The organism is Fictibacillus barbaricus (genome assembly GCF_031457135.1).
Taxonomy (GTDB): domain Bacteria; phylum Bacillota; class Bacilli; order Bacillales; family Fictibacillaceae; genus Fictibacillus; species Fictibacillus barbaricus_A.
Genome location: NZ_JAVDWA010000011.1, coordinates 1 through 22,434, shown reverse-complemented (window position 1 = coordinate 22,434; position 22,434 = coordinate 1). Strand labels below are relative to the sequence as shown.

At 41.2% G+C, this 22,434-nt stretch carries 38 protein-coding genes; 36 read left to right on the top strand and 2 right to left on the bottom strand.

Features of this window, described 5'->3' with window-relative positions; all coding sequences use genetic code 11:
* Nucleotides 1–3 precede the first annotated feature (3 nt).
* From rpsC to J2X07_RS18480, 33 genes are all read left to right on the top strand, one after another.
* Nucleotides 4–663, top strand: coding sequence for a 30S ribosomal protein S3 (gene rpsC / locus J2X07_RS18640; RefSeq protein WP_310262313.1), 660 nt, complete (start codon nucleotides 4–6; stop codon nucleotides 661–663).
* Between the two features lie 2 nt (nucleotides 664–665).
* A complete protein-coding gene (gene rplP / locus J2X07_RS18635; protein ID WP_066237943.1) occupies nucleotides 666–1,100 on the top strand; it encodes a 50S ribosomal protein L16 in 435 nt (144 codons plus the stop codon).
* Nucleotides 1,090–1,293 (top strand): 50S ribosomal protein L29, encoded by a 204-nt coding sequence (gene rpmC, locus J2X07_RS18630; protein ID WP_066237940.1) that lies wholly within the window; start codon nucleotides 1,090–1,092, stop codon nucleotides 1,291–1,293. Before rplP ends, rpmC begins: the two co-directional genes overlap by 11 nt.
* Nucleotides 1,294–1,315: 22 nt before the next feature.
* A complete protein-coding gene (rpsQ, locus tag J2X07_RS18625; protein ID WP_310262307.1) occupies nucleotides 1,316–1,579 on the top strand; it encodes a 30S ribosomal protein S17 in 264 nt (87 codons plus the stop codon).
* A 45-nt stretch (nucleotides 1,580–1,624) separates the two neighbouring features.
* Nucleotides 1,625–1,993 carry a 50S ribosomal protein L14 gene (gene rplN / locus J2X07_RS18620; protein ID WP_310262304.1) on the top strand — a complete coding sequence of 123 codons (369 nt, stop codon included), beginning with the start codon at nucleotides 1,625–1,627 and terminating at the stop codon, nucleotides 1,991–1,993.
* Between the two features lie 57 nt (nucleotides 1,994–2,050).
* Nucleotides 2,051–2,362 (top strand): 50S ribosomal protein L24, encoded by a 312-nt coding sequence (gene rplX, locus J2X07_RS18615; RefSeq protein ID WP_310262425.1) that lies wholly within the window; start codon nucleotides 2,051–2,053, stop codon nucleotides 2,360–2,362.
* Nucleotides 2,363–2,388: 26 nt separating this feature from the next.
* The gene (gene rplE, locus J2X07_RS18610) at nucleotides 2,389–2,928 is read left to right on the top strand and encodes a 50S ribosomal protein L5 (protein ID WP_310262302.1); all 540 of its coding nucleotides are present in this window, start codon (nucleotides 2,389–2,391) and stop codon (nucleotides 2,926–2,928) included.
* Between the two features lie 24 nt (nucleotides 2,929–2,952).
* Nucleotides 2,953–3,138: a 30S ribosomal protein S14 gene (rpsN, locus tag J2X07_RS18605; protein ID WP_008356542.1), complete on the top strand. Its 186-nt coding sequence runs from the start codon at nucleotides 2,953–2,955 to the stop codon at nucleotides 3,136–3,138.
* Nucleotides 3,139–3,170: 32 nt separating this feature from the next.
* On the top strand, nucleotides 3,171–3,569 hold the full coding sequence (gene rpsH / locus J2X07_RS18600; RefSeq protein ID WP_310262299.1) for a 30S ribosomal protein S8: 399 nt from the start codon (nucleotides 3,171–3,173) through the stop codon (nucleotides 3,567–3,569).
* Nucleotides 3,570–3,598: 29 nt separating this feature from the next.
* Nucleotides 3,599–4,138 (top strand): 50S ribosomal protein L6, encoded by a 540-nt coding sequence (gene rplF, locus J2X07_RS18595; RefSeq protein WP_310262296.1) that lies wholly within the window; start codon nucleotides 3,599–3,601, stop codon nucleotides 4,136–4,138.
* A gap of 34 nt (nucleotides 4,139–4,172) precedes the next feature.
* A complete protein-coding gene (gene rplR, locus J2X07_RS18590; RefSeq protein ID WP_310262294.1) occupies nucleotides 4,173–4,535 on the top strand; it encodes a 50S ribosomal protein L18 in 363 nt (120 codons plus the stop codon).
* Between the two features lie 14 nt (nucleotides 4,536–4,549).
* A complete protein-coding gene (gene rpsE, locus J2X07_RS18585) occupies nucleotides 4,550–5,050 on the top strand; it encodes a 30S ribosomal protein S5 (protein ID WP_310262421.1) in 501 nt (166 codons plus the stop codon).
* A 13-nt stretch (nucleotides 5,051–5,063) separates the two neighbouring features.
* Nucleotides 5,064–5,252, top strand: coding sequence for a 50S ribosomal protein L30 (gene rpmD, locus J2X07_RS18580; RefSeq protein ID WP_066285557.1), 189 nt, complete (start codon nucleotides 5,064–5,066; stop codon nucleotides 5,250–5,252).
* 31 nt (nucleotides 5,253–5,283) lie between these two features.
* A complete protein-coding gene (gene rplO / locus J2X07_RS18575; RefSeq protein ID WP_310262290.1) occupies nucleotides 5,284–5,724 on the top strand; it encodes a 50S ribosomal protein L15 in 441 nt (146 codons plus the stop codon).
* Nucleotides 5,724–7,025: a preprotein translocase subunit SecY gene (secY, locus tag J2X07_RS18570; RefSeq protein ID WP_310262287.1), complete on the top strand. Its 1,302-nt coding sequence runs from the start codon at nucleotides 5,724–5,726 to the stop codon at nucleotides 7,023–7,025. The genes rplO and secY overlap by 1 nt, the downstream gene beginning before the upstream one ends.
* A 69-nt stretch (nucleotides 7,026–7,094) precedes the next feature.
* Nucleotides 7,095–7,748, top strand: a complete 654-nt coding sequence (locus tag J2X07_RS18565) for an adenylate kinase (protein WP_310262284.1) — start codon at nucleotides 7,095–7,097, stop codon at nucleotides 7,746–7,748.
* Nucleotides 7,745–8,491, top strand: a complete 747-nt coding sequence (map, locus tag J2X07_RS18560; RefSeq protein ID WP_310262280.1) for a type I methionyl aminopeptidase — start codon at nucleotides 7,745–7,747, stop codon at nucleotides 8,489–8,491. The genes J2X07_RS18565 and map overlap by 4 nt, the downstream gene beginning before the upstream one ends.
* A 17-nt stretch (nucleotides 8,492–8,508) precedes the next feature.
* Nucleotides 8,509–8,829 carry a KOW domain-containing RNA-binding protein gene (locus J2X07_RS18555; RefSeq protein ID WP_310262277.1) on the top strand — a complete coding sequence of 107 codons (321 nt, stop codon included), beginning with the start codon at nucleotides 8,509–8,511 and terminating at the stop codon, nucleotides 8,827–8,829.
* Nucleotides 8,822–9,040 (top strand): translation initiation factor IF-1, encoded by a 219-nt coding sequence (gene infA / locus J2X07_RS18550; RefSeq protein WP_066237890.1) that lies wholly within the window; start codon nucleotides 8,822–8,824, stop codon nucleotides 9,038–9,040. The genes J2X07_RS18555 and infA overlap by 8 nt, the downstream gene beginning before the upstream one ends.
* Before the next feature lie 35 nt (nucleotides 9,041–9,075).
* Complete coding sequence (gene rpmJ, locus J2X07_RS18545; protein ID WP_007203526.1) at nucleotides 9,076–9,189, top strand: 50S ribosomal protein L36; 114 nt, start codon at nucleotides 9,076–9,078, stop codon at nucleotides 9,187–9,189.
* An 18-nt stretch (nucleotides 9,190–9,207) separates the two neighbouring features.
* Nucleotides 9,208–9,573 (top strand): 30S ribosomal protein S13, encoded by a 366-nt coding sequence (rpsM, locus tag J2X07_RS18540; protein ID WP_310262262.1) that lies wholly within the window; start codon nucleotides 9,208–9,210, stop codon nucleotides 9,571–9,573.
* A gap of 20 nt (nucleotides 9,574–9,593) precedes the next feature.
* Nucleotides 9,594–9,989: a 30S ribosomal protein S11 gene (gene rpsK / locus J2X07_RS18535; protein WP_310262260.1), complete on the top strand. Its 396-nt coding sequence runs from the start codon at nucleotides 9,594–9,596 to the stop codon at nucleotides 9,987–9,989.
* Nucleotides 9,990–10,129: 140 nt separating this feature from the next.
* The gene (locus tag J2X07_RS18530; RefSeq protein ID WP_310262257.1) at nucleotides 10,130–11,074 is read left to right on the top strand and encodes a DNA-directed RNA polymerase subunit alpha; all 945 of its coding nucleotides are present in this window, start codon (nucleotides 10,130–10,132) and stop codon (nucleotides 11,072–11,074) included.
* A 58-nt stretch (nucleotides 11,075–11,132) separates the two neighbouring features.
* Nucleotides 11,133–11,495 carry a 50S ribosomal protein L17 gene (rplQ, locus tag J2X07_RS18525; protein WP_310262255.1) on the top strand — a complete coding sequence of 121 codons (363 nt, stop codon included), beginning with the start codon at nucleotides 11,133–11,135 and terminating at the stop codon, nucleotides 11,493–11,495.
* A 323-nt stretch (nucleotides 11,496–11,818) separates the two neighbouring features.
* The gene (locus J2X07_RS18520; RefSeq protein ID WP_310262252.1) at nucleotides 11,819–12,652 is read left to right on the top strand and encodes an energy-coupling factor ABC transporter ATP-binding protein; all 834 of its coding nucleotides are present in this window, start codon (nucleotides 11,819–11,821) and stop codon (nucleotides 12,650–12,652) included.
* Nucleotides 12,637–13,503, top strand: a complete 867-nt coding sequence (locus J2X07_RS18515; RefSeq protein WP_310262249.1) for an energy-coupling factor ABC transporter ATP-binding protein — start codon at nucleotides 12,637–12,639, stop codon at nucleotides 13,501–13,503. The genes J2X07_RS18520 and J2X07_RS18515 overlap by 16 nt, the downstream gene beginning before the upstream one ends.
* Before the next feature lies 1 nt (nucleotide 13,504).
* Nucleotides 13,505–14,302, top strand: a complete 798-nt coding sequence (locus tag J2X07_RS18510) for an energy-coupling factor transporter transmembrane component T family protein (RefSeq protein ID WP_310262247.1) — start codon at nucleotides 13,505–13,507, stop codon at nucleotides 14,300–14,302.
* Nucleotides 14,303–14,317: 15 nt separating this feature from the next.
* Nucleotides 14,318–15,058, top strand: a complete 741-nt coding sequence (truA, locus tag J2X07_RS18505; RefSeq protein ID WP_310262245.1) for a tRNA pseudouridine(38-40) synthase TruA — start codon at nucleotides 14,318–14,320, stop codon at nucleotides 15,056–15,058.
* Nucleotides 15,059–15,220: 162 nt separating this feature from the next.
* Nucleotides 15,221–15,658: a 50S ribosomal protein L13 gene (gene rplM, locus J2X07_RS18500; protein ID WP_066237860.1), complete on the top strand. Its 438-nt coding sequence runs from the start codon at nucleotides 15,221–15,223 to the stop codon at nucleotides 15,656–15,658.
* Between the two features lie 18 nt (nucleotides 15,659–15,676).
* Nucleotides 15,677–16,069, top strand: coding sequence for a 30S ribosomal protein S9 (gene rpsI, locus J2X07_RS18495; RefSeq protein WP_310262238.1), 393 nt, complete (start codon nucleotides 15,677–15,679; stop codon nucleotides 16,067–16,069).
* A gap of 550 nt (nucleotides 16,070–16,619) precedes the next feature.
* Nucleotides 16,620–17,060 carry a DUF2521 family protein gene (locus J2X07_RS18490; protein WP_310262236.1) on the top strand — a complete coding sequence of 147 codons (441 nt, stop codon included), beginning with the start codon at nucleotides 16,620–16,622 and terminating at the stop codon, nucleotides 17,058–17,060.
* A gap of 64 nt (nucleotides 17,061–17,124) precedes the next feature.
* Complete coding sequence (cwlD, locus tag J2X07_RS18485; RefSeq protein ID WP_310262233.1) at nucleotides 17,125–17,838, top strand: N-acetylmuramoyl-L-alanine amidase CwlD; 714 nt, start codon at nucleotides 17,125–17,127, stop codon at nucleotides 17,836–17,838.
* 468 nt (nucleotides 17,839–18,306) lie between these two features.
* Complete coding sequence (locus tag J2X07_RS18480; RefSeq protein ID WP_310262230.1) at nucleotides 18,307–19,359, top strand: Mrp/NBP35 family ATP-binding protein; 1,053 nt, start codon at nucleotides 18,307–18,309, stop codon at nucleotides 19,357–19,359.
* 28 nt (nucleotides 19,360–19,387) lie between these two features.
* On the opposite strand, the gene gerD is transcribed toward J2X07_RS18480, so the two are convergent.
* A complete protein-coding gene (gene gerD, locus J2X07_RS18475; protein ID WP_310262418.1) occupies nucleotides 19,388–20,002 on the bottom strand; it encodes a spore germination lipoprotein GerD in 615 nt (204 codons plus the stop codon).
* Nucleotides 20,003–20,155: 153 nt separating this feature from the next.
* Here gerD and J2X07_RS18470 point away from each other — a divergent pair, with 153 nt between their 5' ends.
* Nucleotides 20,156–20,758 (top strand): KinB-signaling pathway activation protein, encoded by a 603-nt coding sequence (locus J2X07_RS18470; protein WP_310262227.1) that lies wholly within the window; start codon nucleotides 20,156–20,158, stop codon nucleotides 20,756–20,758.
* Nucleotides 20,759–20,885: 127 nt separating this feature from the next.
* Here the strand turns inward: J2X07_RS18470 and pdaB are convergent, their stop codons facing one another.
* Nucleotides 20,886–21,647 (bottom strand): polysaccharide deacetylase family sporulation protein PdaB, encoded by a 762-nt coding sequence (pdaB, locus tag J2X07_RS18465; RefSeq protein WP_310262225.1) that lies wholly within the window; start codon nucleotides 21,645–21,647, stop codon nucleotides 20,886–20,888.
* Nucleotides 21,648–21,728: 81 nt separating this feature from the next.
* Between pdaB and J2X07_RS18460 the strand changes: the two genes are divergently transcribed.
* Nucleotides 21,729–22,172, top strand: a complete 444-nt coding sequence (locus J2X07_RS18460; RefSeq protein WP_310262222.1) for a hypothetical protein — start codon at nucleotides 21,729–21,731, stop codon at nucleotides 22,170–22,172.
* 53 nt (nucleotides 22,173–22,225) lie between these two features.
* On the top strand, nucleotides 22,226–22,375 hold the full coding sequence (locus J2X07_RS18455; RefSeq protein ID WP_310262220.1) for a hypothetical protein: 150 nt from the start codon (nucleotides 22,226–22,228) through the stop codon (nucleotides 22,373–22,375).
* Nucleotides 22,376–22,434: the final 59 nt, after the last annotated feature.

Sequence of the window (22,434 nt, the reverse complement as noted above, 5' to 3'; positions counted from 1 at the left end):
GACGTGGGTCAAAAAGTAAATCCAATAGGTCTACGTATTGGCGTCATCCGTGACTGGGATTCAAAGTGGTACGCTGAAAAGGATTACGCTAATCTTTTACACGAAGACCTTAAAGTCCGTTCATATATTGAAAAGCGTCTAAAGGACGCAGCAGTTTCCGGTATCGAGATCGAACGTGCCGCTAACCGTGTTAATATCACAATCAAAACTGCTAAGCCAGGAATGGTTATCGGTAAAGGCGGATCTGAAGTCGAAGCACTTCGTAAAGCTCTTAACGATATTACTGGTAAAAGAGTTCATGTTAACATCTTTGAAATCAAACAAGCAGACGTTGATGCTAAGCTAGTTGCTGAAAACATCGCTCGTCAACTTGAAAACCGCGTATCTTTCCGTCGTGCAATGAAGCAGGCGATCCAACGTGCTATGCGTGCTGGAGCGAAAGGTATTAAAACTCAAGTATCAGGCCGTCTTGGCGGAGCTGATATCGCTCGTGGTGAACATTACAGTGAAGGAACTGTTCCTCTTCACACTCTTCGTGCAGACATCGATTACGGTACTGCTGAAGCAGACACAACTTACGGTAAGCTTGGTGTAAAAATCTGGATTTACCGTGGTGAGGTCCTTCCAACAAAAGGAACGAAAAAAGCGGAAGGAGGCAAATAATTATGTTATTGCCAAAACGTGTTAAATATCGTCGCGAACACCGTGGTAAAATGCGTGGTAACGCGAAAGGCGGAACGGAAGTTCATTTCGGGGAATTCGGATTGCAAGCTCTTGAAGCTTCATGGATTACTAACCGTCAGATCGAAGCAGCTCGTATTGCGATGACTCGTTATATGAAGCGTGGCGGTAAAGTATGGATCAAAATTTTCCCGTCTAAGCCTTACACTGCAAAGCCTCTAGAAGTCCGAATGGGATCTGGTAAAGGTGCTCCTGAAGGATGGGTAGCAGTAGTTAAGCCAGGAAAAGTTATGTTTGAAATCGCTGGTGTCTCTGAAGAAGTGGCACGCGAAGCGTTGCGTCTTGCAGCACACAAACTTCCTGTAAAATGTAAGTTTGTTAAACGCGAAGAAGTGGGTGGTGACACAAATGAAGGCTAATGATATTCGTAACCTGACCACTGCTGAAGTTGAACAAAAAGCAAAAGCACTTAAAGAAGAGCTTTTTAACCTTCGTTTCCAACTGGCGACAGGTCAATTAGAAAACCCGGCCCGCATTCGTGAAGTTCGTAAAGCAATTGCCCGTGCAAAAACGGTTTTACGTGAAAGAGAGCTTGGGATTACTAACGGTTAATTCTTGAGAGGAGGTTCGCACAATGAGTGAACGTAACCAGCGCAAAGTGTACACTGGTCGTGTTGTTTCTGACAAGATGGACAAAACGATTACAGTACTTGTAGAAACATACAAGACACATTCTTTATACAGTAAGCGCGTTAAATACTCTAAAAAGTTAAAAGCGCATGATGAAAACAATACTGCTAAGATCGGTGATATCGTAAAAATTATGGAAACGCGTCCGCTTTCCAAAGACAAGCGATTCCGTCTATTGTCAGTAGTTGAAGAAGCAGTAATTATTTAATAAATTGTTCGGATTATATATATATCCGAAAGGAGGTCCATTCGCATGATTCAACAAGAATCCCGTTTAAGAGTTGCTGATAACTCTGGTGCTAAAGAAGTTCTTTGCATTAAAGTTCTTGGTGGTTCTGGACGTAAGTATGCTAATATCGGTGACATTATCGTTTGTACTGTTAAGTCCGCAACACCAGGTGGCGTTGTTAAGAAAGGTGACGTAGTAAAAGCGGTAGTGGTACGTACTAAGCGTGGAATGCGTCGTAATGACGGATCTTACATCCGCTTTGATGAAAACGCGGCTGTAATCGTTAAAGACGACAAAGGTCCTCGAGGAACTCGTATCTTCGGACCAGTAGCCCGTGAACTTCGTGACAAGCAATTTATGAAAATCGTTTCTCTTGCTCCAGAAGTTCTTTAATATATTTACTAGCAAGGCGTTTATTGTCTTGTAAGGAGGTGCAACATCACAATGCCATTGCATGTGAAAAAAGGCGATAAAGTTCAAGTAATTTCCGGTAAGGATAAAGGCAAACAAGGTGTAATCCTTGAAGCGTATCCGAAGCAAAACCGAGTGCTTGTAGAAGGCGTGAACGTTGTTAAAAAACACGCTAAACCTTCTCAGGCTAATCCGCAAGGCGGAATTCTTAGCCAAGAAGCACCGATTCATGCTTCTAACGTAATGCCTCTTGACCCTAAAACTGGTGCTCCTACTCGTGTAGGTTACAAAACAGTTGATGGAACAAAAGTTCGTGTGGCCAAAAAATCTGGTGAAACCCTAGATAAATAAGTCTCATAGTGAAAGGAGGACACATAATGAACCGTCTACAAGAGAGATATAAAGCAGAGATCATGCCATCTCTAATGGAGAAGTTTGAATATACTTCTGTCATGCAAGTACCTAAGATTGAAAAAATCGTAATTAACATGGGTGTAGGTGAAGCTGTTTCTAACTCTAAAGTTTTAGATACTGCTGTTGAAGAACTTACTGCTATCGCTGGTCAAAAGCCTGTGATTACTCGTGCTAAGAAATCTATCGCTGGATTCAAACTTCGTGAAGGTATGCCGATCGGATCAAAAGTTACACTTCGCGGAGAGCGCATGTATGACTTCCTTGATAAGTTAATCAGCGTATCCCTTCCACGTGTTCGTGACTTCCGCGGGGTTTCTAAGAAATCTTTCGATGGTCGCGGTAACTACACACTTGGTGTAAAAGAACAATTGATCTTCCCTGAGATCGATTACGATAAAGTAAACAAAGTTCGCGGAATGGACATCGTTATTGTAACGACTGCGAACACTGACGAGGAAGCTCGCGAGCTATTAACTCAAGTCGGAATGCCATTCCAAAAATAACCTTTAGCCAAAGGAGGTCTACCCGTGGCAAAGAAATCTATGATTGCTAAGCAACAACGCAAGCAAAAGTTCAAAGTGCAAGAATATACGCGCTGTGAACGTTGTGGGCGTCCTCATTCAGTAATCCGCAAGTTCAAACTGTGCCGTATTTGTTTCAGAGAACTTGCTTACAAAGGTCAAATTCCTGGCGTAAAGAAAGCCAGCTGGTAAAACCCTGAAAAAAGGGAAGGAGGTAACTAGTAATGGTTATGACAGATCCAATTGCAGACATGCTAACTCGTATCCGCAACGCTAACACTGTTCGTCACGATAAGTTGGAGCTTCCTGCTTCTAACGCAAAGAAAGAAATTGCTGAAATCCTTAAGCGTGAAGGCTTTGTTCGTGATGTGGAATATGTAGAGGACAGCAAACAAGGAATGATTCGTATCTTCCTTAAGTACGGTTCTAACAACGAACGTGTAATCTCAGGTCTTAAACGTATTAGTAAGCCTGGTTTACGTGTATATGCAAAATCTACTGAACTGCCACGTGTACTTGGCGGACTTGGAATTGCTATCGTATCAACATCAAAAGGTTTAATGACTGATAAAGAAGCGCGCCAATCAAAAATGGGCGGCGAAGTACTAGCGTACGTTTGGTAAGGTAATAAAAAGCGAATGGAGGTGTCATCATGTCTCGCGTAGGTAATAAACTTATTGAAGTTCCAAGCGGCGTTACGATCGATGTTGCTTCTGACAACACTGTTTCTGTAAAAGGCCCTAAAGGTGAACTTTCTCGCAAATTTAATGCTGACATTAAAATTAATCTTCAAGATAACCAAATTACAGTGGAACGCCCGAGCGACCACAAAGAGCACCGTGCACTACACGGTACTACTCGCAGCGTATTAAACAACATGGTAATTGGTGTAACAAACGGATATGAAAGAGCTCTTGACATCATTGGTGTCGGTTACCGTGCATCTAAGTCTGGTAACAAGCTTGTACTTAACGTTGGTTACTCCCACCCTGTTGAAATCGTTCCTGAACAAGGAATTGACATCGAAGTACCTTCAAACACAAAGGTAATCGTTAAGGGTATTGACAAGCAACGTGTTGGTGAAGTTGCTGCAAACATCCGTTCAGTTCGTGCGCCAGAGCCTTACAAAGGTAAAGGTATCCGTTACGAAGGTGAATTCGTACGCCGTAAAGAAGGTAAAACAGGTAAATAAAGCCGTTAGTTAAAAACGGAAAGGAGTGCAAAGGATGATCACGAAAGCCGATAAGAATGTCGCTCGTAAGAAAAGACATGCTCGTGTTCGCCGCGTGGTAAGCGGAACAGCACAACGTCCTCGTTTGAACGTATTCCGTTCTACAAAGCACATTTATGCTCAATTGATCGATGATCAAAATGGCGTAACGATTGTATCTGCATCTTCACTTGATAAAGGTGTAAATGTAGAAAACGGTGGAAACGTAGATGCTGCTAAAGCGATTGGTGAAGAAATCGCAAAGCGTGCAGTTGAAAAAGGAATCAAAGCGGTTGTATTTGACCGTGGCGGTTATTTATACCATGGACGTGTTAAAGCATTAGCAGACGCAGCTCGTGAAGCTGGGTTAGAATTTTAATCGAAGGAGGGAACCTGATGCGTATCGACCCTAACAAACTTGAACTTGAAGAACGCGTCGTTACGGTTAACCGTGTAGCTAAGGTAGTAAAAGGTGGACGTCGTTTCCGCTTTGCTGCAGTGGTTGTCGTAGGTGACAAAAATGGTCACGTTGGATTCGGTACTGGTAAAGCCCAAGAGGTGCCAGAAGCGATCCGTAAGGCGATTGAAGATGCTAAGAAAAACTTAATATCTGTACCAATCGTAAAAACAACAATCCCACACCTAATCGTTGGTCGTTTTGGAGCAGGTAACGTGCTTCTTAAGCCAGCTTCTGAAGGTACTGGAGTTATTGCCGGTGGACCTGTACGTGCGGTATTGGAGCTTGCTGGTGTAGGTGACATTCTTTCTAAGTCACTTGGATCTAACAACCCAATCAACATGGTTCGTGCAACACTTGAAGGATTGAAAAATTTAAAGCGTGCTGAAGACGTTGCGAAACTTCGTGGCAAATCAGTATCTGAGCTTTTAGGTTAAGGAGGGAAATTAGATGGCTAAGAAATTAGAAATCACCCTCACTCGCAGTGTTATCGGCCGTCCGGAAAACCAACGTGTAGTTGTTAAAACTCTAGGTTTGCGCAAAATGCACCAGACGGTTGTACACGAAGATAACGCGGCTATCCGCGGTATGGTTAACAAGGTATCTCACCTTTTAACAGTGAAAGAATTAGAAGCGTAAAAAGATAAATAAACCATGAGGAGGTGCTCACATGAAACTTCATGAGTTGAAGCCATCAGAAGGATCCCGTAAAGTTCGCAACCGTGTAGGTCGCGGTATCGGATCTGGAAACGGTAAAACAAGTGGTCGTGGTCATAAAGGTCAAAACTCTCGTTCAGGCGGTGGAGTAAGACCAGGATTCGAGGGTGGACAAAACCCGTTAGCACGTCGTTTACCGAAGCGTGGGTTTACAAATCCTACTCGTAAAGAGTATGCGGTTGTTAACCTTGAAAAGCTTGCACGTTTTGAAGAAGGAACAGAGGTAACTCCAGAACTTCTTCTTGAAACAGGTGTTGTAAGCAAGCTTAATGACGGAATTAAAGTTTTAGGCAATGGCAAGTTGGAAGTTAAGCTTACAGTTAAGGCGCATAAATTCTCTGTTTCTGCTAAAGAAGCAATTGAAGCAGCGGGCGGAAAAACTGAGGTGATCTAATGATCCAGTCAATCTCCAACATTTTTCGTGTGGGTGATCTGAGAAACAAGATATTGTTTACACTTGCTATGCTTGTGGTGTTCCGTCTTGGAACATTCATTCCAGTACCGGGTGTAAACCGCGATGTTCTAACATTTAGTTCGGATAACAGTGCTAGCATATTTGGTTTTCTAAATACGTTTGGCGGTGGAGCGTTGAAAAACTTCTCCATCTTCGCAATGGGTATCATGCCGTATATTACAGCTTCAATCATCGTGCAGCTTTTGCAGATGGATGTTGTTCCTAAGTTTACGGAATGGAGTAAGCAAGGTGAAGTAGGGCGAAAGAAATTAGCTCAGTTCACACGCTATGGAACAGTTGTTCTTGGTTTTATCCAAGCGATCGGTATGTCTATCGGTTTCAACAATCTATTTCCAGGACTCGTTCAAGACCCTAGCATTACTACGTATCTATTTATCGCGCTAGTTTTAACTGCAGGTACTGCATTTTTAATGTGGTTAGGCGAACAGATTACCCTTAAAGGAATTGGAAACGGCATTTCGGTTCTGATTTTTGCGGGGATTGCCGCTGCTATTCCTACATCAGTTAATCAGCTTTTCACAACGCAATTTAAAGGCGGAAGCGATCAGATGTTTATGCACATCGTTACGATTGCACTGCTTGCAATAGCGATTGTATTCATCATTATGGGTGTTATTTTTATTCAACAAGGTGTTCGGAAGATCCCGATTCAGTATGCAAAACGTGTCGTTGGAACAAAACCTGTTGGTGGCCAGTCAACGCATTTGCCGATCAAAGTTAATGCAGCAGGTGTAATACCGGTTATCTTCGCGATTTCCTTGCTTATTACACCGAGAACTGTTGCAGGATTCTTTGGGCAAAACAATGTGACGACTTGGATTATCAACACGTTTGACTATACGAAACCAGTCGGAATGATTATATATGCGCTCCTAATTATCGGGTTCTCGTATTTCTATACGTTTATCCAGGTAAATCCGGAGCAAATGGCGGAAAACTTGAAAAAGCAGGGTGGATACATTCCTGGTATTCGTCCAGGAGCTAACACTCAAACTTATATAACAAGAATTCTGTATCGATTAACGTTTGTTGGATCACTATTCCTTGCTGCAATTGCAGTACTTCCAGTTGTCTTTACAGCAATTCCAGGTTTGAACTTGCCGCCAGCCATTAAAATTGGTGGAACAAGCTTGCTGATTGTTGTAGGTGTGGCATTAGACACCATGAAGCAGATTGAGAGTCAGCTAATTAAGCGACACTACAAAGGCTTCATTAAATAGGAGCGTGGGAAGATCTTTCTTCCCAGCAAACTATTTAAAAAAGACGATTGTGATTTATGGAGGGATTAGATGTATCTAGTCTTAATGGGTTTACCCGGCGCAGGTAAGGGTACTCAAGCAGAAAAAATTGTTGAGAAATACGGAATTCCGCATATTTCTACCGGAGATATGTTCCGGGCTGCAATTAAAGAGGAAACTCCTCTAGGACTTGAGGCAAAATCGTACATGGATGCGGGTAACCTCGTTCCAGACGAAGTTACAATCGGTATCGTACGTGACCGGCTTTCTAAAGCAGACTGTGAAAAAGGATTTCTACTAGATGGTTTCCCTCGAACTATAGCTCAAGCGGAAGCACTGGAAGAAATCACGAATGAGCTAGGCCGAAAAATTGATTATGTGCTAAACATTTCAGTGGATTCGGATAAACTTATGCAGCGCTTAACAGGTCGCCGGATTTGCCAAACATGCGGAAGCACGTATCATGTAATATTCAACCCGCCAAAGGTTGAAGGAGTATGTGATAAAGACGGCGGTACGCTTATCCAACGTCAAGATGATAATGAAGAGACCGTTCGAAACCGTTTGAATGTGAACATGAAGCAGGCAAAACCATTGCTTGATTTTTATGGTGATAAAGGTTACCTGAAAAACATAAATGGTGATCAGGATATCGACAAAGTCTTTCAAGACATTGACCAACTTATTGGGGGATTGGCGAAATGATTATCTGCAAAACGCCGCGCGAGATTGAACTTATGCGGGAAGCAGGTCGCATCGTTGCCTTAACTCATCAAGAGTTAAAAAAACACATAAAACCTGGCATAACAACAAAGGAACTGGACAAAATTGCTGATAAGTTTATCCGCAGCCATGGTGCAATTCCTTCATTTAAAAACTATAATGGTTTTAGCGGAAGCATTTGTGCTTCTGTGAATGAAGAGCTTGTACATGGAATACCAGGTAAACGCGTACTAAACCATGGCGACATTATCTCTATAGATATTGGGGCGAAGTACAACGGTTACCACGGGGATTCCGCTTGGACGTACGGAGTTGGAGAGATTTCTGATGAAGCTCAAAAACTTCTGGATGTAACCGAAGAGTCTTTGTATAAAGGACTTGAAAAAGCAAAGGCCGGTGCCCGATTAACCGATATTTCTCATGAAATACAAAAGTATGCTGAGGGAGAAGGATTTTCAGTTGTCCGTGAGTATGTAGGACACGGAATAGGCCAGGACTTACATGAGGACCCGCAAATTCCTCATTACGGACCGCCTGGAAAAGGGCCGGTCTTGAAAAAGGGTATGGTTTTAGCAATAGAACCGATGATCAACGCGGGAACTCGCTATGTTCGAACATTATCCGATAACTGGACGGTTGTCACAACGGATGGCAAATGGTGTGCTCACTTTGAACATACGGTTGTCATTACGGAGGAAGGCTTTGAAATCTTAACAAAGATCTAAGTGAAGGTGATGAAATGGTGAGCGAATCTGATTCGGTACCGAACTTAGGACAGATGGTTCGGATACTTAAAGGAAGAGACGCAGATCGGTTAGGTGTTATAATCGGTATTCTAGATGAACGTTTTGTTCTCGTTGCGGATGGCGACAAACGTAAATACGATCGCGCCAAACGTAAGAACCTGAACCACTTAGAGCTGCTTGATTTTATTTCTCCGGAAGTTGTAAAAAGCATTCTTGAAACAGGTCGTGTTACCAACGGCAAATTACGTTATGCAGTAGCGAAGTTTTCCGACGAGAAAGTCATTGCTCTGAAGAAGGGAGATCAAGTCGATGGCTAAAGATGATGTTATCGAGGTAGAAGGTACGGTTATCGAGCCTTTGCCGAACGCCATGTTTCGTGTTGAACTAGAAAACGGACACAAAGTTCTAGCGCACGTTTCTGGAAAGATTCGTATGCACTACATTCGAATTCTGCCAGGAGATAAAGTAACCGTAGAATTGTCTCCGTATGATTTATCACGTGGTCGTATAACGTATCGTTTTAAATAAATCTATATACTCCGCGACATAAGGAGGTTAAAAAAATGAAGGTAAGACCATCAGTCAAACCAATATGTGAAAAATGTAAAGTGATTCGCCGCAGAGGCACTGTAATGGTGATCTGTGAAAATCCGAAACATAAACAAAAACAAGGTTAATTACAGGGAGGTGCAATTATGGCACGTGTTGCAGGTGTAGATATTCCTCGCGATAAGCGAGTAGTTATCTCTTTAACTTATATCTTCGGAATCGGGAAAACAAAAGCACAGCAAATTCTTGCTGAAGCTGGTGTTTCAGAGGAAACTCGCGTTCGCGATTTAACTGAAGAAGAATTAAACAAGATCCGCGAAGTCATCGATGGACACAAAGTTGAAGGTGACCTTCGTCGTGAAGTGTCTCTTAACATTAAGCGTCTAATCGAGATCGGAGCATATCGTGGTGTTCGTCATCGTCGTGGATTACCAGTACGTGGTCAAAACACGAAGAACAACTCTCGTACTCGTAAAGGACCTCGTCGTACAGTAGCGAATAAGAAAAAGTAAGAAAAGGAGGTAAACTCTAAATGGCAAAAGCACGTAAGACTAATACACGTAAGCGTCGTGTCAAAAAGAATATTGAAGTCGGCGTAGCACATATCCGTTCAACATTTAATAACACGATCGTAACAATTACTGACACGCACGGGAACGCAATTTCTTGGGCGACTGCTGGTCACATGGGATTTAAAGGATCTCGTAAGTCTACTCCATTCGCAGCACAAATGGCTGCTGAAACAGCTGGTAAAACAGCTATGGAAAATGGTATGAAGACGTTGGAAGTATCCGTTAAAGGACCTGGAGCTGGACGTGAAGCTGCAATCCGTGCCCTTCAAGCGGTAGGCTTAGAAGTAACAGCTATTCGTGATGTTACTCCTGTACCACACAACGGTTGCCGTCCGCCAAAACGTCGTCGCGTATAATCATATACACGGTATATAATTCCATTACTTGTCTATAATGGTTATGTAGAAATAGTTTTGGTAAGATAAGTCGGAATGCCTATGGGAATTTCGGCTGGAGATCCAGCCGAAATTCGACGTTTGAAGGAGGGTTCAGTTGAATGATCGAAATCGAAAAGCCAAGAATTGAGACGGTTGAAATCAGCGACGATGCCACATACGGAAAGTTTGTTGTTGAACCACTTGAACGTGGATACGGGACTACACTAGGCAACTCCTTGCGTCGTATCTTGTTGTCCTCACTACCTGGTGCAGCAGTTACATCTATTCAGATCAATGGCGTATTGCATGAGTTCTCAACAGTTGAAGGTGTAGTTGAAGATGTTACTACTATTATCTTAAACTTGAAAAAGCTTGCAATGAAGATTTACTCTGATGAAGAAAAGACACTTGAAATTGATATTCAAGGTGATGGTGTCGTAACAGCTGGAGACATTACACATGACAGTGATGTTGAAATCCTTAACCCGGATCTTCATATCGCAACACTAGCAAAAGGTGCTCATTTCCAAATGAAGCTTTTCGCAAAACGTGGTCGTGGTTATGTTCAGGCAGAAAACAACAAACGCGATGACATGCCTATTGGTGTTATTCCAGTTGATTCCATTTACACGCCAATTTCGCGTGTGAATTATCAAGTTGAAAACACTCGTGTAGGACAAGTAACAAACTATGACAAGCTAACGCTTGATGTATGGACAGATGGGAGCATTCGTCCAGAGGAAGCAGTTTCTCTTGGTGCGAAGATCATTAGCGAACATTTAAATATTTTTGTTGGCTTAACAGATCAAGCTCAGAACGCTGAGATTATGGTAGAAAAAGAAGAAGACCAAAAAGAAAAAGTTCTTGAAATGACTATTGAAGAGCTTGATCTTTCTGTTCGTTCTTATAACTGCCTAAAGCGTGCTGGAATAAATACAGTTCAAGAACTTGCGAATAAGTCTGAAGAGGACATGATGAAAGTACGCAACCTTGGAAAGAAATCTCTTGAAGAAGTTCAAGAGAAACTTGACGAGCTAGGTCTTTCATTACGCGCTGACGATTAATTCGTAAAACGCGCTTTTTCAAGACTAGAGAGAAACGCGCAGAGGAGGGAATACAAGCATGGGATACCAAAAGTTAGGTCGTGTATCTGCGGTTCGTAAAGCAATGCTTCGTGATTTAACAACTGATTTAATTATCAACGAGCGTATTGAAACTACAGAAGCACGTGCAAAAGAAGTTCGTAAATTTGCTGAAAAAATGATTACGCTTGGTAAGCGTGGAGACCTTCATGCTCGCCGTCAAGCAGCTTCATTCCTTCGTAATGAAGTAGCTGACAGTGAGAGTGGTCAAAGATCTCTTCAAAAGCTTTTCAGTGACCTTGGACCTCGCTTTGCTGAGCGTAACGGTGGTTACACTCGCATCGCAAAAATCGGCCCTCGCCGTGGTGATGGTGCACCAATGGTTATCATTGAATTAGTTTAATAAACCGATTAAAGGGCGGGATCAAGTCTTAAATGACAATCTTGCCCTTTTTATTTTAGTTTTTTTCCTAAATGATTGCCCTTTGAAAAGTTTTGCAAAAAAGACTCCATTGAAAAGTTGATTGGAGTGTAAGTTGCGAGACTCCTGCGGGATCAGGGTGACAGGTGAGACGATTCAATCTCGCCAAGGCGGCGAGTGGGCTCACCGCGCGCCCCGCGGAAAGCGAACAATCTGAGACGGAAATCAACCGCAACTTTAGAAGTTTGTATGATTGACAGCAGAGAGAAGCTTAGAATGAGCAGCAGCTAAGAGGAGGATGTCACATGGAAAACATCATTTCAGTTAAAGATGTGACCTTTTTGTATCCAGGAGAAGAGAATTCCACGCTGAAAAATGTCAGCTTGGACGTTAATCAAGGAGAATGGCTTTCTATAGTAGGGCATAACGGCTCTGGCAAGTCCACCCTGGCAAAATTATTGAACGGGTTGTTATTGCCCAATGAAGGTGCCGTAATCGTGTCAGGCAAGTACTCTACGATGAGCCAAGAAGATATATGGGAAGTTCGCAGACAAGTAGGTATGGTATTTCAAAATCCTGATAATCAGTTTGTTGGGACAAGCGTTCAGGACGATATTGCGTTCGGACTTGAGAATTTCGGCGTTCCCCGGGAAGAAATGGTCAAGCGTATTAACGAGAGTGTACATCGAGTCGGAATGGAAGCTTTTTTAAACCAGGAGCCTCATCAGCTATCCGGAGGTCAGAAGCAAAGAGTTGCCATTGCCGGTATATTGGCGCAAAAGCCTTCAGTAATCATACTGGATGAAGCTACTTCTATGCTCGATCCGATTGGGCGAATAGAAGTCATGCAAACCGTTCGTGAATTGAATGAAAAAGAAGGAATTACTGTTATCTCAATTACGCATGATTTAGAGGAAGCGTTAAGTGCAGACAGAGTGGTCGTAATGAAAATGGGTGAAAAAGCAGCTGAGGGTAAGCCTGAAGATATTTTTCAGCAAAGAGAATTATTACTGTCAGCAGGTCTGGATTTACCGTTTTCACTAAAGTTAAGCGAAGCTCTCCTTCAAGAAGGTGTGGAGCTTGATAAAGGTTATTTGACGCAGGAAGAGCTGGTGAATGCAATATGGAAATTAGCATAAAACAACTTCAGCATCTATATATGCAAGGAACACCGTTTGAAAGACGTGCACTTCATAATGTTACACTCCACATCGCGGACGGGACGTTCTTCGCTCTGATCGGTCATACGGGTTCGGGCAAGTCGACATTGATTCAGCATTTGAACGGTCTTTTAAAGCCCTCTTCAGGTTCGGTTCAATTAGGCGAAACACTTATTAAAGCTGGCGGAAAAAAACAAAACTTAAAACCGCTTAGAAGAAAAGCTGGGATTGTCTTTCAATATCCGGAACACCAACTCTTTGAAGAAACGGTAGAAAAAGATATTATGTTTGGCCCAATGAACTTCGGCGTCTCAGAATCAGAAGCGAAAAATATAGCTTCAAACGTCATTGAAATGGTGGGACTGCCGCAAACGGTATTAAGTAAATCACCATTTGACCTTAGTGGAGGGCAAATGCGCAGAGTAGCAATCGCAGGTGTGCTTGCTATGAACCCTGAAGTACTTATTCTTGATGAACCTACAGCAGGCTTGGATCCAGCAGGGCGCGTGGAAATTATGGACTTATTTTATCGTCTTCATCAAACAAACCATTTAACGACGGTTCTCGTTACTCATAGTATGGAGGATGCGTCAAAATACGCAGATGAAATTGCCGTTATGCATAAAGGCGAATTGTACCTGCATGGCAATCCAAGTCAAATCTTCAGTCAGCGGGAAGCATTGCAAAAAGTAGGACTAGACATACCAGAAACCGTTCAATTTTTATTAAAATGGAACGAATTATCGGGTCAGAATCTTTCTCTTCATGAGTTTACGATAGAGGAACTTGCTAAACGCATAAGTGAAACCCTGAAGAAGAGGGGGAACTAACATGCTGCAGAATGTTATAATCGGCCAATATTATCCTGCGGAATCTCCTCTGCATAAGATGGATTCCCGTTCAAAATTGATCGCCGCTTTTGTGTACTTATTCATCGTTTTTTTAGCGAATAACTGGCTGACTTATGGGATCTTGACTGTTTTTACTGTCTTTACGATAACGGCTTCCAAAGTTCCGATGCGCTTTTTATATAAAGGATTAAAACCGATCTTGATTTTGGTTGTCTTTACAATGCTGCTGCATATCTTTTTAACAAAAGAAGGCGACTTATTGTATAAGGCAGGGTGGCTGGAGATCTATGAAGGCGGCGTGAAACAAGGTATTTTTATCGCGATGAGACTATTATTGCTCGTGATGATGACGTCGCTTTTAACGCTGACCACAACGCCAATCGATATAACAGACGGTCTGGAGCACTTGCTCGGTCCATTAAAAAAGTGGAAGCTTCCGGTACACGAATTTGCATTAATGATGTCGATCTCACTTCGTTTCATTCCAACGCTGCTGCAGGAAACTGAGAAAATCATGAAAGCACAAATGGCAAGGGGAGCCGACTTCACAACGGGTTCATTAAAAGAAAGAGCGAAGGCATTCGTTCCACTGCTTGTACCTTTGTTTGTCTCTTCTTTTAAACGTGCAGAAGAGCTGGCACTTGCAATGGAAGCGCGCGGCTATCGCGGCGGTGAAGGAAGAACAAGGCTGAGAGCACTCGAATGGAATAAAAGGGATTCAATCGCAATAGTGCTATTAGCCCTGCTTACAATCTTCCTCATTTTATTACGCAGTTAAAAAAGGAGAATGAAAATGGCTCGTATGAAAGTAACGGTAGCATATGACGGCACAGATTTTGCGGGCTACCAGATACAGCCTATCGGAAGAACGGTGCAAGGTTCCGTTCAAGCGGTACTAAAAAAGATACACAAAGGGGAATTTGTCCCTACATCAGCTTCTGGGCGGACGGATGCTGGAGTTCATGCCATTGGACAAGTGATTCATTTTGATACGGATATGGATATACCTGCTTCTGGATGGCAAAGAGGGTTAAATGCCATGCTTCCAAAAGATATTCAAGTAAGAGACGTTGAGGAAGTAGATGAGACGTTTCATTCCCGTTTTTCATCGGTAAGCAAAGAGTATCATTATAAACTGCTTACAGGGAATCAGCCGGATATCTTTAGAAGAAATCATGCATTTTATTTTCCCTACCGTTTAAATAGGGATGATATAAAAATCGGATGCGAGCAATTTCTAGGGACTCATGATTTCACTTCGTTTTCTTCTGTAAAAACACATGTAACGGATAAAGTAAGAACGATCTACGAATTATCTTTGATTGAAGATGGTGATGACCTGACCTTTAAAATTAAAGGCAGTGGCTTTTTATACAACATGGTGAGGATCATTGTAGGTACTCTGCTGGATGTGGGTCAAGGAAGAAAAAGACCAGAAGATATTAAAACCATTATCGAACGTAAAGATAGAGCATTTGCAAGCAAAACAGCACCTGCTCATGGACTTTATCTGCATCAAGTGAATTACGAGTAGAAATCTGAAGAAATATTAGGATACACTTGACATCGTTGTTTATATATTATAAGATATTATTTGGTATTTCTAAAGATATCGTCCACATGCCCCGGAGATATTTTGGGAAATGTTCACATTGAATATAATTGAATTTGATTGAAGATACAGGAGGGAAAACACATGCGTACGACTTTCATGGCGAAAGCTTCTGAAGTAGAACGTAAATGGTTTGTGATCGACGCTGAAGGCAAGACTCTAGGACGTCTTTCGAGTGAAGTTGCTTCTATCCTTCGCGGTAAGCATAAGCCTATTTATACACCACACGTTGACACTGGTGATCACGTAATCATCATCAACGCGGAAAAGATCGAATTAACAGGTAAGAAATTAACAGACAAAATTTATTACCGCCACACGGGTCACCCAGGTGGACTTCGTACGAGAACTGCATTAGAAATGCGTACAACTCGTCCGGTCCAAATGCTTGAGCTAGCAATCAAAGGTATGCTTCCAAAGAACAGCCTTGGTCGCCAAATGTTCAAAAAGCTTCACGTTTATGCTGGAGCTGAGCACAATAACCAAGCACAAAAACCTGAGAACTACGAATTACGCGGTTAATTAAAGGAGGGTATTTACGTGGCACAAGTACAATATTATGGCACTGGACGTCGTAAGCACTCCGTTGCACGTGTACGATTAGTTCCTGGTGAAGGCCGTATCGTTATCAACGGACGTGACATAGACGAATTTTTCGGATTAGAAACATTAAAGCTTATCGTTAAGCAACCACTTAACACAACAGAAACTAACGGCAAATATGACGTATTAGTAACTGTACATGGTGGTGGATACACTGGACAAGCGGGAGCTATCCGTCACGGGATTTCTCGTGCGCTTCTTGAAGCAGATCCTGAGTACCGTGGATCACTTAAAGCAGCTGGATTCCTTACTCGTGACGCTCGTATGAAAGAGCGTAAGAAGTACGGACTTAAAGGCGCTCGTCGTGCACCTCAGTTCTCAAAACGTTAATCTTTCAAAAACCTGTTCTCCATTTGGAGAGCGGGTTTTTTTTATGAGGTAAAAAGTATAAGTGTTCTGAACGAAGCTCTTGAGCTGTTTTTAATTAAATGGACAGTTGAATAAGAAAATACTTATTAAAATGAGCTGAAACGTAAATAAAAATGACAAAACATTAGATCATGAAGAAAGTTATCACATATGAGCAGGTTTCCTGGATTGGAAACCTGCTCTTTTTGTTCTTTTAGATCAGTTATGAGCGTAAAGTGAGTTTCTATGAGCAAAAATTGAATGCTATGAGCAAAAACGAAATTTTAAGAGCAAAAACGGAATTCTAAGAGCAAAAACCCAATTTTTATGAGCAATTGTGTAACACCTAAAATAACACGTACCGTAAAAGGGCTCTGTTCACATTCATTATGAAAAATTTTGAAACAAACAGACTTTCTGATGCCATCTTTTCCCTTACCATCTTTTGTGCAGTGTCGATACGCAGTTGTCTGCAGAAAATAAACGTATGGAATAACAATGCGTTTACAACACGCAAGAAGGGGAGAAAGTCGTGGCTATTGTTCTAAATAATTTTAGAGAAAAACAACGATTCAAAAAAGAAAATTTCGAACGAAAAGTTCTTCGAGATTTATCATTGCCTAACATAAAAAAAGAATTCCAGCGGTTATTTCAGCCGTTCTTTGAATATTCTTTGCTGTATCAAAATGATATTGAGGATGCTTGTATTGATATGGCGATTGACGCCTATTTGCTCGGAGCGGGTTATAGCCGTTTCGCTTATCATGGCGAGACATTAGAAAAAATCAAAGACCGTTCATACGAAAAACAAAAAGCCCTAGCGGATGGTCTGTTTGAATATTGGCAGTTTTGGTGCTGGGGAACTGAGATGATGATGGAATCACTGCATCTTTGCTGTGAAGCATATATTCATGTTTGGTGGATGGAAGGCTACCGAAACGGTGAAAAGCGATATAGAATGAAACTTCATTAAGTTATAATTTTCTTCTTGTCCCATATATATAGTGATATATGGCTTGTTTATAGGGGGACAAAACATGAAGAAATGGGTGAAGTGGGCATCACTCGCTCTAGGATGTGCTGTACTGATCTTTATTTTCACCTATCATTTTTTAGATAATGACTCTTGGCGCCCTTGGAACCTTCCACTATCCGGAAAAATCATCGTGATCGATCCCGGTCATGGAGGTGCTGACGGAGGTGCGGTTGGGGATGGTGAAGTTGTTGAAAAAGAAATTGCATTAAATATTTCCATGAAGCTGCGCGATTATTTGCAAGAAGCAGGAGCATTCGTTATCATGACACGCGAGTCTGATAAAGACTTAGCGGAAAAAGGGACAAAAAAATTAAGACATCGTAAATATGAGGATTTAAAAGCGCGAAGAAAAATCATTAATAACAACGATGCGGACTTATTTATCAGTATTCATTTGAATTCACTGCCTTCCTCCAGATGGAGAGGCGCGCAAGTTTTTTTCCACCCCGGAAGAGAAGAGAGCGAAGGAGTATCCAAATTCATTCAAGATGAAATTAAAAGAAATCTTGAAAACACGAATCGTCTTGCAAAATCAATCGAAGGTCTATATTTACTCCGTACAGCAGAAATACCGGGTGCTTTAGTGGAAGTAGGGTTTTTATCTAATCCAAGTGAGCGAGAATTATTAAAAACAAAACCATATCAAAAAAAAGTGGCAGCCTCTATTTATCAAGGAATGCTCAGATATTACACGAACGAAACTCCTCCGGAATGAGGAGTTTTTTTGGCTTTTGATTAAAGGTTTTTTCAAAAGATTGTTGCTTTTGAATCGTATAATTCTTTCTCATCATTGAAAAGTTGATGGGAGTGCAAGGTGCGAGACTGCTGGGGGAATAGTGGGTCAGAGGAAAAGCGGAAGTGGCTTGTTCAGCCCCGACAAGCAAAAGGGAAAGGGGCTAGGAAGGCGCTTTTTGCCTTCAGGACCATTTAACTTTTGACCTCGAGGGGCTGGCCGCTGCAGCTAGACAGGTGAGATACTTTAGGTGCAAAGCACGAGGTAGCTCACCGCACGCCCCCCGGAAAGCGAGCATCCTGAAACGGAAATCAACCACTTACAATAGCAGCAATGAATACGAAAATTGCCTTATATAAATCAATTACTTCTTTAAAACCGCTTACATGCTAAAAAGGATGTTCCTATGCTATACTAAAAAGGAATTTTACAGGTAAAGGATGTGTCTTTGTGCTTACAGAAGAAAAAGTAATTGAGCTGTTAGGTTCTATAAAAGATCCTTATTTACATAAAAGTGTTGTGGATTCCGGAAGTATCCGGGAATTAAAGATCAAAGAAGGATACGTTGGATTAAAACTAGGCCTTGCTCATACAGGTACACCTGAACAGATGCAGCTGCAGCAGCAAATTGTACAAGTGCTAAAAAATGCAGGAGTAGAATCAGTCGGTCTCCGTTTTGAAAAAAGAGAAGATATTCAAACAGATGGACAACAGCAAGAAGCTCAGCAGCAACCGGGAACTCCATCGCTTCTTTCCGAGAACAGCAAGACTGAGTTTATTGCAATCGCAAGCGGAAAAGGCGGAGTAGGGAAATCTACTGTGTCTGTAAACCTGGCGGTAGCTCTCGCGCGTTTAGGTAAAAAAGTAGGACTGATCGACGCAGATATTTACGGCTTCAGTGTTCCAGATATGATGGGAATTCAAGAACGGCCAAAAGTAAAAGGCGATCGCATTTTTCCTGTTGAACGATTTGGGGTAAAAGTCATTTCAATGGCGTTTTTCGTTGAAGACAACGCACCTGTTATTTGGCGCGGACCGATGTTAGGCAAGATGCTTATGAACTTCTTTAGCGAGGTAGAATGGGGCGACTTGGATTATGTGCTTCTTGATCTTCCTCCTGGAACTGGTGACGTTGCATTAGATGTTCATAAGATGCTTCCGAGCTGTAAAGAAGTCATTGTAACTACACCTCATGCAACTGCTGCCTTTGTTGCGGCAAGAGCGGGTACGATGGCAATCAAGACAAACCATCAAGTACTTGGAATCGTGGAGAACATGTCCTATTTCCAAAGTGAAACAACAGGGGAAAAAGAATATGTTTTCGGTAAAGATGGCGGAAAACGTTTAGCAGAAGAATTAAAAGTTCCATTGCTTGGTCAAATTCCTTTAGGCCAGCCAAAAATAGACGAAGATGATTTTGCGCCAAGTGTATATGAAAGAACACATCCGATTGGCGAACATTACATTAACATCGCTAAAACCGTTATCGAAAAAACAAAATAAAAAAAAGCCTCTCTTTATTGGGAGGCTTTTATTGTGTGGTTGCACTGCTTTCTGTACTTTTCTTAGCAGAAGCTTCTTTTCCTTTTTTCGAAATAGACTGGTCAATTTCATCATGTGCCACTTTTTTCAGCATTTCTTGTATTTGAGCTTGAACAATCGGACTGTTGAATGTTTCAAGCATTATTTTTTTCATTTCTTTTCTTACAGGCTGTGTATCAACGAGTGATAATAATTTCTGTGCCATTTGCGGATTTTGCATAATCTTCATAACCTCAGCCTGATATTGAGGATCTTTCATAAGATCTTTCATTAGTTTTTCATGTTCTTTTCGCATACTTTTTGCAAAGGCTGCAGAGAACTTAGGGTCTTTAAATTGCTTTTGCCAAAACTTCTCTCCTTTTTCAGAAAGAAGCTGTTGTTCGATCGTCTGTTTAATGACATCCTGATCAATCAAAATTTCCTGCTGAATTTCTTTATCGGATAATACTTCTTTAATGGCTTTTTTGCCTTCATCAGTTTTCAGTAAGTCTACAAGCATCTTCTTTTGTGTTTGGTAATCCATCTGCGAGCTGCCTTGTGCTTCATTTTGGGCACATCCAGTAAGGCTGCCTGCTAGTAGGATGCAAAAAAAGAACATATACATTTTCTTCAACGATTCCTCCTCCTTTCCGTTGGGTTCGTTACTGTTAGGATTGATGTTTTAGACATATTTATACTGGTTATTTAAAGGAAAACTGGCAATTTAAAAAGGACATTGGTACAATCGTTTACGGAGCATGTATGAGGGGGAAAACACGTGAAAATCAAAAGTTGGCTCTTTTTATTCTTTACCACCATTCTCATTGGTATTACAGGTGCCATTGTAGTTGGTCTTTTCTTGAAATTGCCAGAAGGCGGCAGCTTTTTAGACTTTTTCTTATATATCCTTGGACTAATTGGTTTTGGAGCTTTGTTCAGTGTTTTTAGTCAAATGGGCTTTTTTGCGTATTTAACCGTTCATCGATTTGGTTTGGGGATTTTCAAAAGCCACAGTCTTTGGAATGGTGTACAGCTTTTATTAATTGCAGTTGTATTGTTTGATTTGTTTTATTTAAGATATTCTTCATTTCATAAAGAAGGAGAAAGCATCCTGAACTATATTGCCATTCCTCTTCTTCTTTTAGCATATGGCATGATCATTGCTTTCTTAAAGGTAAAGCAAACGAACAATGTTGCATTTATACCTACATTGTTTTTCATAACGGTAGTGACGGTACTGGAGTGGGTACCTGTTTTAAAAGAGAACAATACGTTATCATTATGGATGGCATTTATTCCGCTGATCTTATGTAATACGTATCAAATATTAATGCTGCACAGATTACTACAGTCGAATCAAAAAAAGCCTCTTGCATCATAACGTGCAAAGGCTTTTGTTTTTTATTCAGCGGTAAAATTTTTAGAAGGAAAGCGGGAAGGTTTTTTTGTGGCGGAGGTTTCGAAATAGAAAAAGACTGACCTCCAATGATGAGATCAGTCTTGTGCACTCATTTAACTTCCTTCGTATTCGCTGCTGTGTTCGCGATCATTTCGCTGACACTGACGAACTTAAATCCGTCCGTTTTTAATTTCTCGATAATTTGCGGCAGAGCTAAATGCGTTTGTTTAACAGAGTCAGATGCATGAAGCAAAATAATGTCTCCGGCTTTTGTTCCATCTGTCGCAGTTTCCACGATTTTATTTACGCCAGGGTTTTTCCAGTCCTTCGTATCGATGCTCCAATGTACCACTGTATGGTGCAAATCCTCAGAAATGTTTAAAATGCGATCATCAAAATTTCCATTTGGCGGACGAAGAAGTGAAGTCGTCTTTCCTGAAACCTTCTTGATCTTTTCCTGTGCTAAAAGGATATCTCGTTTAATCTGTTTGTCTTCCCATTCTGTATAACTTTTATATTGATATCCAAGGCTAGCTACCTCATGACCATCCTTCACAATACGTTCTACAATTTCTGGATGACGTTCTGCCCATGCTGCGGATAAGAAGAATGTGCAGTTTTTTATTCCCTTCTCTTTTAGTACGTCCAGAATGGGAGTAACACGCTTATCACCCCAGCTAATATCAAATGTTAGTGCCACTTTGTTTCCCTTATCTTCTCCTTTGTAGATCGCACGTGGTCCGTCTTTTGATGAGAAAACAGATAGCTGCTGCTGTCCTACGAATGCGAGGGAAGCAGCAAAGAATGCCGCAAATACAACGACCATGTATTGTTTAAGTTTCTTGCCGTTAACAACATAAAAAAATTTCATAAAAACAAATCCCCCTTGTCCATTCTTCCTTACAAAATATTTATGAATCTCTGGACAAGATATGCAGGAAAATTTTAAAACTTGAAAATAATAACAAACTCTTTTCGTGGCAATAATGAAAAAGGAAATGGTTCTTTTCTAAATGATTGTTGCTTTTGGTTCGCCGTGTTCATTCTCATCATTGACAGGGAAGATACTGCAGGTGAAATTCGCCAGCTGACAGTACGTCTCGGAAATCAACCACTTACTACAAGAGCAGCAAGGAATGCGAAAGCAGCCAAAGAAAAAAGAGCGGGGTGTAGTGTCTTGGTAGGTATGATGTTAAACCATCTGGAATTAAACGAATTTGAATATGTATTAAAAAAAGAGATGGAAGAAATCCGATTTGATCTAGAGGATCAAAAACTCGATCGTATTGTTAAACTTGTGCTCGAAGAAAGATATCAAGTGCTATATCATTTGTTTTGCAGGTTTGCACAGCCAGCTGATTGCAGAAGATATTTGAGAAAAACAGAGGTTAATTAATTTTTATTAGAAAAAGTATTGACCTTTATATTGTGTAGGTGGTATATTACTTCTTGTCGCTTTTACAAGAAGCGGATGAAACAAAAAAAGATTCACTGAAAAAAGCTGTTGACATCAACATGCTGGCGGTGGTATCTTATAAAAGTCGCCAAAACGAGCGACAACGAAAAACAAGTTCTTTGAAAACTGAACAAAAGAAATAGGTAAGGAATTAAGAATTAATTCCGTCAGTTTTAAAAACGAGCAAGACAAACACTTTTAT

Excerpts from the sequence above, each read along its gene's own strand:
- rplN (WP_310262304.1), top strand. The coding sequence starts at position 1,625 with ATGATTCAACAAGAATCCCGTTTAAGAGTTGCTGATAACTCTGGTGCT.
- rplP (WP_066237943.1), top strand. The coding sequence starts at position 666 with ATGTTATTGCCAAAACGTGTTAAATATCGTCGCGAACACCGTGGTAAA.
- gerD (WP_310262418.1), bottom strand. The coding sequence starts at position 20,002 with ATGTATATGTTCTTTTTTTGCATCCTACTAGCAGGCAGCCTTACTGGA.
- rpsM (WP_310262262.1), top strand. The coding sequence starts at position 9,208 with ATGGCACGTGTTGCAGGTGTAGATATTCCTCGCGATAAGCGAGTAGTT.
- truA (WP_310262245.1), top strand. The coding sequence starts at position 14,318 with ATGGCTCGTATGAAAGTAACGGTAGCATATGACGGCACAGATTTTGCG.
- J2X07_RS18565 (WP_310262284.1), top strand. The coding sequence starts at position 7,095 with ATGTATCTAGTCTTAATGGGTTTACCCGGCGCAGGTAAGGGTACTCAA.
- J2X07_RS18515 (WP_310262249.1), top strand. The coding sequence starts at position 12,637 with ATGGAAATTAGCATAAAACAACTTCAGCATCTATATATGCAAGGAACA.
- rplE (WP_310262302.1), top strand. The coding sequence starts at position 2,389 with ATGAACCGTCTACAAGAGAGATATAAAGCAGAGATCATGCCATCTCTA.
- cwlD (WP_310262233.1), top strand. The coding sequence starts at position 17,125 with ATGAAGAAATGGGTGAAGTGGGCATCACTCGCTCTAGGATGTGCTGTA.
- rpsK (WP_310262260.1), top strand. The coding sequence starts at position 9,594 with ATGGCAAAAGCACGTAAGACTAATACACGTAAGCGTCGTGTCAAAAAG.
- J2X07_RS18510 (WP_310262247.1), top strand. The coding sequence starts at position 13,505 with ATGCTGCAGAATGTTATAATCGGCCAATATTATCCTGCGGAATCTCCT.
- rplR (WP_310262294.1), top strand. The coding sequence starts at position 4,173 with ATGATCACGAAAGCCGATAAGAATGTCGCTCGTAAGAAAAGACATGCT.
- map (WP_310262280.1), top strand. The coding sequence starts at position 7,745 with ATGATTATCTGCAAAACGCCGCGCGAGATTGAACTTATGCGGGAAGCA.
- rplQ (WP_310262255.1), top strand. The coding sequence starts at position 11,133 with ATGGGATACCAAAAGTTAGGTCGTGTATCTGCGGTTCGTAAAGCAATG.
- rpmC (WP_066237940.1), top strand. The coding sequence starts at position 1,090 with ATGAAGGCTAATGATATTCGTAACCTGACCACTGCTGAAGTTGAACAA.
- rplF (WP_310262296.1), top strand. The coding sequence starts at position 3,599 with ATGTCTCGCGTAGGTAATAAACTTATTGAAGTTCCAAGCGGCGTTACG.
- rpmD (WP_066285557.1), top strand. The coding sequence starts at position 5,064 with ATGGCTAAGAAATTAGAAATCACCCTCACTCGCAGTGTTATCGGCCGT.
- rpsQ (WP_310262307.1), top strand. The coding sequence starts at position 1,316 with ATGAGTGAACGTAACCAGCGCAAAGTGTACACTGGTCGTGTTGTTTCT.
- rplM (WP_066237860.1), top strand. The coding sequence starts at position 15,221 with ATGCGTACGACTTTCATGGCGAAAGCTTCTGAAGTAGAACGTAAATGG.
- rpsH (WP_310262299.1), top strand. The coding sequence starts at position 3,171 with ATGGTTATGACAGATCCAATTGCAGACATGCTAACTCGTATCCGCAAC.
- infA (WP_066237890.1), top strand. The coding sequence starts at position 8,822 with ATGGCTAAAGATGATGTTATCGAGGTAGAAGGTACGGTTATCGAGCCT.
- J2X07_RS18530 (WP_310262257.1), top strand. The coding sequence starts at position 10,130 with ATGATCGAAATCGAAAAGCCAAGAATTGAGACGGTTGAAATCAGCGAC.
- rpmJ (WP_007203526.1), top strand. The coding sequence starts at position 9,076 with ATGAAGGTAAGACCATCAGTCAAACCAATATGTGAAAAATGTAAAGTG.
- secY (WP_310262287.1), top strand. The coding sequence starts at position 5,724 with ATGATCCAGTCAATCTCCAACATTTTTCGTGTGGGTGATCTGAGAAAC.
- pdaB (WP_310262225.1), bottom strand. The coding sequence starts at position 21,647 with ATGAAATTTTTTTATGTTGTTAACGGCAAGAAACTTAAACAATACATG.
- rplO (WP_310262290.1), top strand. The coding sequence starts at position 5,284 with ATGAAACTTCATGAGTTGAAGCCATCAGAAGGATCCCGTAAAGTTCGC.
- J2X07_RS18520 (WP_310262252.1), top strand. The coding sequence starts at position 11,819 with ATGGAAAACATCATTTCAGTTAAAGATGTGACCTTTTTGTATCCAGGA.